This is a genomic window from Segatella copri, from assembly GCF_019127135.1.
In the GTDB taxonomy this organism is placed as follows: Bacteria; Bacteroidota; Bacteroidia; order Bacteroidales; family Bacteroidaceae; genus Prevotella.
Genome location: NZ_JAHOEA010000136.1, coordinates 1 through 1746 on the forward strand (window position 1 = coordinate 1; position 1746 = coordinate 1746).

The 1746-nt window shown below is 39.6% G+C and carries 1 protein-coding gene; it reads right to left on the reverse strand.

Going from position 1 to position 1746, the window contains the following annotated elements:
* Positions 1 to 101: 101 nt before the first annotated feature.
* Positions 102 to 1394, reverse strand: a complete 1293-nt coding sequence (locus KSW37_RS15500; protein WP_153136920.1) for an ATP-binding protein — start codon at positions 1392 to 1394, stop codon at positions 102 to 104.
* Positions 1395 to 1746 lie beyond the last annotated feature (352 nt).

Below are 1746 nucleotides of genomic sequence, written 5' to 3' on the forward strand. Positions count from 1 at the left end.
CTGTGAAAAGGCAAAAAATAAAAAGGGGTGCGTCACAGACTTATGACACACCCTCAAATTTTTCTCTACTATTTGTTTCTACACCTATAATTAATCATTTTTTATCCGAATATTGCAGATACGGAATATAATGGATAATTGGCAAGCCAATCCTGCTCTCTATAAGGTGACATGGATAGGCGCATACCTTTCAATCCCTGATTGCGCTCTACAAACACCCTCAAACTCTTAGCCTGCAAATTCTCCTCAGCCTTTACTTCTATCGGAATGATTCTTTCTTCATCCTGCACCAGGAAATCTATTTCACCACGTGAATTTTCTGCCGACCAATAATAGATAGACAGGGAAGATTTCTCCTTAAGCTGCTGCAGGACATACTGTTCTGTCAGCGCCCCCTTAAAATCTGAAAACAATACATTTCCTTCCAGCAAGCTTTGGGCAGGAATATTGCTCATGGCACCCATCAGTCCGACATCAGACAGGAATAACTTGAAAGCAGAAAAATCCTCATATGCAGCCAATGGCAACAGGGCTTTCTTACAACGGTTTATCTTATAGATCAACCCTGCATCTTTCAGCCATTCGATAGCGAGCTCAAAATCCTTTGCTCTGGCTCCTTCCTTTACGGCACCATAGATAAATTTCTTGTTTTCCTTGGCAAGCTGGGATGGGATGGATTTCCATACCATTCGGATACGTGGAACTTCTATGGCCGGAGCATGTTTGGAAAAATCACGCTCATACGCTTCAAGGATTCCTTTTTGAATGCTTCTGACTTCAGACAGATTTCCCTCGCTGGCAAAAGACTGTACTACAGCCGGCATTCCCCCGACCAGATAATACTGTCGCAGGCATTCCTCAAATTTATTCCGGAACATGGTTATCATATTCCAATCCTTTGACATCAGCAGTTCTACCATACGGCTTTCACCGATTGCATCTAGAAATTCAAAGAATGTGAGGGGATATAAATGCATGAAATCTACCTTACCTACAGGAAAAGAGTCATTCTGATGCATCGCAATTCCGAGCAATGAACCTGCAGCTACGACATGATATTGAGGTGCTTTTTCTGCAAAATACTTTAATGCGGTGATACCCCTGGGTGCTTCTTGTATCTCATCAAGGATAATAAGCGTATTTTCATCAATAGAAACTCCTGTACTCCATTGTATGCTATTGATAATACGGGGAATATCAAAGTCATGTGCAAAAACTTCCCGGAGCATTTCATTGTCTTCGAAGTTTACATACGCACTACGGGTATAGGCCTCTTTGGCAAATTCCTGCATCAGCCAGGTTTTGCCAACCTGGCGGGCTCCAAGCATAATCAACGGCTTTCGGTCGTTGCTTGCTTTCCATTGATATAGGTATTTGATGGCATTTCTCTTCATAACTATCTGATTATTTGATATTTCTGAATGCAAAGATACATTTTTTATTTCAATGAACACAAAAAGTCGTCCTTAAAAATGTATAAAACCACAAAAAGTCGTCCTTAAAAGTGTGGAAAATCACAAAAAGTCGTCCTTAAAAATGTATTTGTATCATACATCTAACAAAATCAATGTCTTATACGTGAAAAAGTTGTCACCTTTAGGATGGTTAAACTAAATTTGTTACTATCTATTTTTCTTATCACTAAATGAGTTACGCATTTTTATTTTTATCACTATATGGGTTGTCAGCGGATACCCATTATACCTAACTAGGTTACTCTTTTTAAGGAGCTATCCCTAGAAAGGT

Bases quoted from the DNA above. Each gene is read 5' to 3' on its own strand.
- KSW37_RS15500 (WP_153136920.1), bottom strand. From the start codon at position 1,394: ATGAAGAGAAATGCCATCAAATACCTATATCAATGGAAAGCAAGCAAC.